The sequence below is a fragment of the Mycobacterium sp. genome (assembly GCF_039583805.1).
Classification (GTDB): domain Bacteria; phylum Actinomycetota; class Actinomycetes; order Mycobacteriales; family Mycobacteriaceae; genus Mycobacterium.
This window is the reverse complement of sequence record NZ_JAVKSH010000140.1, coordinates 1-7,429: the sequence shown is the minus strand read 5'-3', so window position 1 is coordinate 7,429 and position 7,429 is coordinate 1. Positions and strand designations below refer to the sequence as shown.

The window sequence follows — 7,429 nt, the reverse complement described above, 5'->3', positions numbered from 1 at the left end:
CATCGCCGTCGAGTGCGACAGTGATCCTATGAAGGTTGCGATCCTCGACGACTACCAGAACGTAGCGCTGCGCATGGCCGACTGGTCGGAGGTGGCCGCGCGGGCCGAGATCACCGTTTTCACCGATCACCTGGCCGACCCGGACGCGCTCGTAGAACGGCTGGCCCCATTCGACGTGGTGTGTGTGATGCGGGAGCGAACACCGTTGCCGCGCAGCGTTATCGAGCGCCTGCCGCGTCTGAAGATGATCGCCTCCACCGGGCCGTTCAACGCATCCATCGACATGGACGCCGCCAAGGAGCGGGGCATCCATATCGGCACCACCGGCGGCTACATCGAATCCACCGTCGAACTGACCTGGGCGCTGATCCTGGCCGCCGCCCGCCGCATCGTCGACGAAGCACTGTCGGTGCGCGCCGGCGGCTGGCAGACGTCGGTCGGCAATCAGCTGGGCGGGACGGTGCTGGGTGTGCTGGGCCTGGGCCGGGTCGGGGCCCGGGTCGCCCGGGTCGGGACGGCTTTCGGCATGGACGTCATCGCATGGAGCACCAACCTGACCCCCGACGCCGCCGAAAAAGCGGGTGCGGCATACGTTTCCAAAGACGAGTTGTTCAGCCGCGCCGACGTGCTGACGGTCCATCTGGTGCTCAGTGAGCGCACCCGCGCTCTGGTGGGGGCCACAGAGCTGGCACTGATGAAGCCGACTGCGGTGCTGGTCAACACGTCTCGGGGGCCCGTCGTGGACGAGGCCGCACTGGTCGAGGCATTGCGCTCGCGCCGGCTCGCCGGCGCTGGCCTGGACGTCTTCGACACCGAGCCGCTGCCCGCCGAGCACCCGCTGCGCTCGCTGGACAACGTGGTGGCCACCCCCCACATCGGCTACGTGGCCGACCGCGTCTACCGGGTCTTCTACCGCGACGCCGCCGCCGGGATCGCCCGCTGGCTCGCCGGGGGCGGCGGCTGAGCCAGCTGCCGGCGCCGCTCCCACCGCGACTCGAGACGGCCGATGACCAGCGACACGAGTGCGACCAGCGCCCAACCCGCCAGGATGTCGACGACGTAGTGCTCGGCCGAGTACACCAGGGTGAAAGCCATCGCGGCCACGTAAACCACCATGAGCGGACGCCAGCGGGGCCTGACACGGCGCCACAGGAAAACCACCACCAGGGCCGACAGCCCGGCATGCAGCGACGGAATGGCCGCCACCAGGTTGACGCCGGCCTGCCCGGAGTCGACCAGCGAGCTCGCCGACTGCAGGTGCATCGTGCCCCAGCCCCGGGTGGAGATCCGTTCCACGAACGGATGGGCGCCGGCCCGGCTGGTGTGCACGGCTCCGAGCACGCCTCCGCCGGGGACGCCCGCCGGGCTGGTGAACATGCACGCCGGGTTGGACGGACTACCGGCCACGTCGCCGGCGGTGCAGCGGGCGGCTGCCCACGGCGGGGCGGCGGGCACCACGACATAGCCGATCAGCGCGGCGAACGACAAGGCCAGGAAGCGCCGGACGAACGCGGCCCAGTCGTCACGGTTGCGCAGCCACAGGAATCCGGCGACCGCGTAGGGCAGGATGAAAAACGACATGTAGACGGTGCTGATGACGACCTCCCACCACGGCGGCTCGGGCAGCTTGAGGTGCTCCTGCAGCCACACCGTCGGCACCGTCCCGAAGAACAGCCACCGGTCCACCCGCGGCTGCAGCTGCCACCAGGTGGGCGCTCCCATCAGCGTCGCAGCGCCGCGGCTGAGGTCGTAGAGCAGCAGCACCAGGGCGAAGGGGAGCCAGTCGCGAACGACGGCCAGCACCTTCCCGCCGCGGCCGATGCTGGCCGCGATCAGCCCGGTGGCGATGTAGAGCAGCAGCAGCTCACGGTCGAACGCCAGCCCGGCGGTCAGGGTCCGGTATGTCACCACCGCGGCCCACGCCGCGACGGCGGCGCGCCGCAGCAGGGTCAGTCGGCGGTCGCGCCGTGTCGGCGGGCCGGGTTGGCCGACGGCGCCACCCGGTGGCTCCGCGTCGTCGCGCACATCGCGTGCGCCCCACGACTGTGCGACGGCCGGGGAGTCTGGTGAACCCGCGAACGCCTGCGCGTGTCGACCGGTTGTCACTGACACCAGAGCAGACTCCCCACCGCCGAGGGATGCACGTGTTGTATATAGTGCCGTAACCTGCACCGGAAGCGGCGTAAGTTGCGCTGCGACGCGCGGGGCGGCCTCTCTTGCCGGCCCCCCGGTGCGCGGCACCCGGCGCGCGACGTCAGCGGGCTCCCCCGGCCGCCGGGCGCCGGTGGACGTGAATTGCCCGCAGCGCCACGATGGTTCCCGAGGGCTAGCCAGCCACGATGTGCCGCAGAGTGTTTCGATCATTCACCACCGGCTTCCCCGGAGCTGGACGACCGCGCCGGGTGGCGGCGCGATAGCGTGCTTGCTACGTGGACGAGGAGGTTTGTCATGGAGATCAGCGGCAAGAAGGCCGTCGTCATCGGCGGCGCGTCGGGTCTGGGGCGGGCCAGCGCCGAGCTGCTGGCCGCCCGCGGCGCACGCGTCGCGGTGCTCGACCGCGAAGGTTCGGACGGCAAGGACGTCGCCGCCGGTATCGCAGGCGTGTTCTATCCGGTCGACGTCACCGACTTCGCCGGCACCGAGCAGGCCCTGCAGGCCGCGGTCGACGCCCTCGGCGGCCTGCACGTCGCGGTGACCACCGCCGGGGGCGGCATCGCCAGGCGCACGCTGTCCAAGTCCGGCCCGCACGATCTCGAATCCTTCCGCCAGGTGGTCGATCTCAATCTCGTCGCCACCTTCAACATCAGCCGGCTGGCCGCGAGCCACATGAGCCGAAACGAACCCGAGGACCCCGAAACGACCGGTGAGCGCGGCGTCATCATCAACACCGCCTCGATCGCCGCGTTCGAGGGGCAGATCGGGCAGGTCGCCTACACGGCGGCCAAGGCCGGCATCGCGGGGATGTGCCTGACCATGGCCCGCGACCTCGGGTCGTTGGGAATCCGGGTGCTGGCGATCGCGCCCAGCCTGTTCGCCACCGGGCTGACCAAGGGCATCCCCGACGAATACGCGACCGTGCTCACCAGGGACGCGGCGTTCCCCAGGCGCCTCGGCCGTCCCGAGGAGTTCGCCAAACTGGTCGCGGCCATCGTCGAGAACCCGATGCTGAACGGTCAATGCCTGCGGCTGGACGCCGGACAACGCTTCGCCCCCAAGTGATCGACGGCTCGCATCCCGCCCGTCGGCGCCGGGGTGCGGCCACCTCGGTACAGTGAGGGCACCGGCCCGTCGAGTCCACCAGGAGGGCGCTGAATGGGTATCGCCCGCATGGGTATTGCCCGCATGGGTATTGCACTGACCGACGACCATCGCGAACTCGCCGACGTGGCCCGGGCGTTTTTGACCGCGCAGAAGGCCCGCTGGGCGGCGCGGTCACTGCTGGACGCCGCCGAGGAGACCCGCCCGCCGTTCTGGGGCGGACTTGTCGAACTCGGCTGGCTCGGCCTGCACATCGACGAGGCGCACGGCGGTTCGGGTTACGGCCTGCCGGAACTGGCGGTGGTGGTCGAGGAACTCGGCCGGGCGGTGGCGCCCGGGCCGTTCCTGCCGACCGTGATCGCCTCCGCGGTGATCTCCCACGCGGGAACTCCCGAACAGCAGGCCCGACTGCTGCCGGGGCTGATCGACGGCACGCTCACCGCCGGCGTCGGGCTGGGCGGCGAGGTCGCCGTCGACGGCGGAGCCGCCAACGGCGAGGCCGGCATCGTGTTGGGCGCCGGGCTGGCCGACGTGCTGCTGATCGCCGCCGGCGACGACGTGCTGGTGCTGGAACGCGGTCGCGCCGGCGTGTCTGTGTCGGCGACCGGGGGTGTGCGTGAGAACCTCGACCCGACCCGCCGGTCGGGGCGGGTGACGTTACGCAACGTCGATGTCACCGCCGACGACATCCTCTCCGGCGCAAGGGAATCCGCGATCGCCCGGGCCCGCACTCTGGTGGCGGCCGAGGCTGCCGGCGGCGCGTCGGACTGCGTGGACGCCGCGGTCGACTACGCCAAGGTGCGCCAACAGTTCGGCCGTACCATCGCCACTTTCCAGGCGGTCAAGCATCACTGCGCGAACATGCTGGTCGACGCGGAGTCCGCGATCGCCGCGGTGTGGGACGCGTCGCGCGCGGCGGGGGAGGACGAGCAGCAGTTCCGGCTGGCCGCCGCGGTCGCCGCGGCCCTGGCGTTGCCCGCCTACGCCCGCAACGCCGAACTCAACATCCAGGTGCACGGCGGTATCGGGTTCACCTGGGAGCACGACGCCCACCTGCATCTGCGTCGGGCCCTCACGGTGCGGGCGCTGTTCGGTGGCGACGCGCCCGCGCGAGACGTCTTCGACCGCACCGCAGCCGGTGTCGTGCGGGCCGACAGCCTGGATCTGCCCCCGCAGGCCGAAGAGTTGCGCACCCGAATCCGCGCCGACGCCGCCGACATCGCCGCGCTGGATGACAAGGCGCAGCGGGACAAGCTGATCGCTACCGGTTACGTGATGCCGCACTGGCCCACGCCGTGGGGCCGGGCCGCCGATGCCGTCGAGCAGTTGGTGATCGAGCAGGAGTTCACCGCGGCGGGTATCAAGCGACTGGACTACTCGATCACCGGCTGGGTGATCCTGACCCTGATCCAGCACGGAACCGATTCGCAGATCGAACGATTCGTCGAGCCGGCGCTACGCCAGGACGAAATCTGGTGCCAGCTGTTCTCCGAGCCCGACGCCGGATCGGATGCGGCCGGGATCAAGACGCGGGCCACCCGCGTCGACGGCGGCTGGAAGATCAACGGGCAGAAGGTGTGGACCAGCGGCGCGGCGCACTGCCGGCGCGGGCTGGCCACCGTGCGCACCGACCCGGACGCCCCCAAGCATGCCGGAATCACCGCGGTGATCATCGACATGTCGGCGCCCGGTGTCGAGGTGCGGCCGTTGCGCCAGATCACCGGCGGCTCGGAGTTCAACGAAGTGTTCTTTGCCGACGTGTTCGTGCCCGACGAGGACGTCGTCGGCGAACCCAACGCCGGATGGACCGTTGCCCGCGCCACCCTGGGCAACGAACGGGTCAGCATCGGTGGCGGCGGGTCGTACTACGGGGGCGTCGCCGGGCAACTGGTGCAGCTGGCCCAACATCGCGCAGATCATCTGGCGGGCGCGCAGATTCGCGTCGGCAACTTTCTGGCCGACGAGCACGCGCTGCGCCTGCTGAACCTGCGTCGCGCCGCCCGCAGTGTCGAGGGGGCGGGACCGGGGCCCGAAGGCAACATCACCAAGCTCAAACTCGCCGAGCACCTGGGCGACGGCGCGGCGATCGCCGCGGCGCTGATGGGACCGGAGATCGCGCTGACCGACGGGCCCGCCGGCTTTGTCAGCCGGATGGTGATGGGCGCCCGCGGCATGGCCATCGCGGGCGGCACCTCGGAGGTCACCCGCAACCAGATCGCCGAGCGGATTCTCGGCATGCCGCGCGACCCGCTGATCAACTGACCCCGCGGGGGATGCCGGCCGGCGCGAACACCGGCACATAAGCTGCGTCGGAGCGCTCGAACCGCACTTCGACGGCCATCCCGCAGGCCACCGAATCCGGCTCGCAGTCAACAATATTGGCGGCCAGGCGGAGATCCTGCTGCTCGGCCAGCTCGACGATCGCGATCACGTACGGCACCGGTACGGCAGGGTTGTACCGGTGGTGGTTGACCGTGTAGGTGAGCACCGTGCCGCGTCCGGACACCGGTCGGGCCACCAGCGCCCCGCCGCAGTGCGGACAGCTGCCGGCCGGCGGGTGCACCCAGCGCGCGCACTCGTCGCAGCGCTCGATCAGCAGGTGCCCCGTTGCTCCGCCGGCCCAGAACGCCCGGTCGTGGCCGCCCCGCCGGGGCAGCGTCCGCGCGGACGGCGCCGGCTTCGATTCCGCCTCCACCCGCAGTACAGTACTCGTATCCGACTGGACGACAGAGGGTCTTGCGAGCACGCGCCGATGCGGTACTTCGAGAAGCACGCGATCCTGTCCGGAGTCGGTATTTCGCGGATCGGCCGCCGGGCCGGCATTGCCGGGATAGAGCTGACGTGCGAGGCGGCGCGCGGGGCGATCGCCGACGCCGGCTTGACCGCCGGAGACATCGGCGCCGTCGCCACCCTGGGAGACACGCCGGCGGCCGACGCCGCGGCCGCGTTGAAGATCGACGCCGCCGAGTGCGAGTCGGGTTTGGACGCCGGCGGTTTACTCAACCCGGTGGTCTCGGCGTGCCGGGCGGTCGCCGAGAAGCGGGCCCGCCATGTGCTGGTCTACCGGACGGTGCAGATGATCGGCGGCACGGTCCCGACGCCCGGGTCCACTCAGAACGCACCACGACCGGCGTTGGCGCGGATAGTCCAGCCGCCCGCCGACGGTGACCGGCCCGCAGTCGGGCCGATGGACGACGTCGCCGATCTCGTTGCCGCACATGCATATTCGGCTGCCAACTGGCTGGCGTTGAACTGCCGTCGGCACATGGAACTGTACGGCACCACCAAGGAGCAGTTGGGCTGGCTGGCGATCAACAGCAGGCGCAACGCCGCACTGAATCCGCGTGCGGTGTACCGCGAACCGATGAGCATGGCCGACTACCTTGCGGCGCGGCCGGTCTCGTCACCGTTCGGCCTGCTGGATTGCGACGTTCCCGTCGACGGGTCGATCGCGGTGGTGGTGTCGGCCGCGGAGTATGCCCGCGACTGCCCGCACCGCGCGGTGGCGGTGGAGGCGGTGGGCGGGTCCAACGGTGCCGGCGGCTGGTTTCATCGGCCGGACTATCCGAAGATGGCGTCCACGGACGCGGCGGCGCAGATGTGGTCGCGGACCGACCTGAAGCCCGCCGACCTGGACGTCGCCGAGCTCTACGACGGGTTCACCTTTCTCACCCTGGCCTGGCTGGAAGCGCTGCGGATCTGCGGCGACGGTGAAGCCGGTCCGTTCGTGGAAGGCGCCGAGCGGATTGCGCGGGACGGCGCCCTGCCGCTCAACACCTACGGCGGCCAGCTCTCCGCCGGCCGGATGCACGGCTACTGGGTGCTGCACGAGGCCTGTCTGCAACTGCGCGGCGCGGCCGGGGAGCGGCAGGTGAGTCCGCGTCCCGAGGTGGCGGTTGTGGCCGCCGGCGGCGGCCCGATCGCCGGATGCATGGTGCTGACGTGCTGAATCGGGGGCGTGACCGGCGGAGCGCTGCGCGAACCCGGATCCGTGGGGTCGGCTTTGGCCGCGGGCGGGTCGAGGTGTTTGTGGTTCGAAAATCGGATGGCGAGCGGGCACCCTCCGACTTTCGGCCTAACCGCATCGGCGATCTCGGTTTGCTGAGACGATTGCCGCATGACCACCTCGCCCGGCTCGCGTGTCGGCGAACTGTTCGGGCCCTACGATTTG

At 70.7% G+C, this 7,429-nt stretch carries 6 protein-coding genes; 4 read left to right on the top strand and 2 right to left on the bottom strand.

The window, feature by feature from the left end; genetic code table 11:
- Window positions 1–964 (top strand): D-2-hydroxyacid dehydrogenase family protein (locus tag ABDW21_RS15495; protein ID WP_343602838.1); only part of this gene is annotated, 964 nt, incomplete at its 5' end.
- Here the strand turns inward: ABDW21_RS15495 and ABDW21_RS15490 are convergent.
- Window positions 910–1,953, bottom strand: coding sequence for a phosphatase PAP2 family protein (locus ABDW21_RS15490; RefSeq protein WP_343602843.1), 1,044 nt, complete (start codon window positions 1,951–1,953; stop codon window positions 910–912). The genes ABDW21_RS15495 and ABDW21_RS15490 overlap by 55 nt on opposite strands.
- 495 nt (window positions 1,954–2,448) lie before the next feature.
- Between ABDW21_RS15490 and ABDW21_RS15485 the strand changes: the two genes are divergently transcribed.
- Window positions 2,449–3,219, top strand: coding sequence for an SDR family NAD(P)-dependent oxidoreductase (locus tag ABDW21_RS15485; RefSeq protein ID WP_343602836.1), 771 nt, complete (start codon window positions 2,449–2,451; stop codon window positions 3,217–3,219).
- A gap of 123 nt (window positions 3,220–3,342) precedes the next feature.
- The gene (locus ABDW21_RS15480) at window positions 3,343–5,520 is read left to right on the top strand and encodes an acyl-CoA dehydrogenase (protein WP_343602841.1); all 2,178 of its coding nucleotides are present in this window, start codon (window positions 3,343–3,345) and stop codon (window positions 5,518–5,520) included.
- Here the strand turns inward: ABDW21_RS15480 and ABDW21_RS15475 are convergent.
- The gene (locus ABDW21_RS15475; RefSeq protein WP_343602839.1) at window positions 5,513–5,914 is read right to left on the bottom strand and encodes an OB-fold domain-containing protein; all 402 of its coding nucleotides are present in this window, start codon (window positions 5,912–5,914) and stop codon (window positions 5,513–5,515) included. The two genes, ABDW21_RS15480 and ABDW21_RS15475, sit on opposite strands and share 8 nt — an antisense overlap.
- 96 nt (window positions 5,915–6,010) lie before the next feature.
- Between ABDW21_RS15475 and ABDW21_RS15470 the strand changes: the two genes are divergently transcribed.
- Window positions 6,011–7,207, top strand: coding sequence for a thiolase family protein (locus tag ABDW21_RS15470; protein WP_343710683.1), 1,197 nt, complete (start codon window positions 6,011–6,013; stop codon window positions 7,205–7,207).
- Window positions 7,208–7,429 lie beyond the last annotated feature (222 nt).